Annotated in this window: 1 protein-coding gene; it reads left to right on the forward strand. The window is 68.2% G+C overall.

Features of this window, described 5'->3' with window-relative positions; all coding sequences use genetic code 11:
- On the forward strand, positions 1–255 hold a 255-nt coding region (locus RVY79_RS20590), incomplete at both ends, for a hypothetical protein (RefSeq protein ID WP_317466453.1).

The raw sequence follows: 255 nt of genomic DNA on the forward strand, positions 1-255 counted from the left end.
TCCCGGGCGTCGGCGCAGCAGCCTACATCGCACCCAACGATGCCACGCCGAAATATGCGGTGGTCAGCATCGCCAAACTCGCACAATTCACCGGCGTCGACCCGTTCCCCCGGCTGCCGGCCGCGACGCGCGATCAGGCGATGGAGTTGCCGCCGCCCACCCCGCATCCGCACGAGAAGGCTGGTCGGCAGACCACCCTCAACGATCTCTTGAGCCGCGCGCCGGCAGCGGAGGTGGAAGATGTCGGACCGACTG

Origin of the sequence: Chromohalobacter sp. HP20-39 (assembly GCF_033052815.1) — a bacterium.
Taxonomy (GTDB): Bacteria; Pseudomonadota; Gammaproteobacteria; order Pseudomonadales; family Halomonadaceae; genus Chromohalobacter.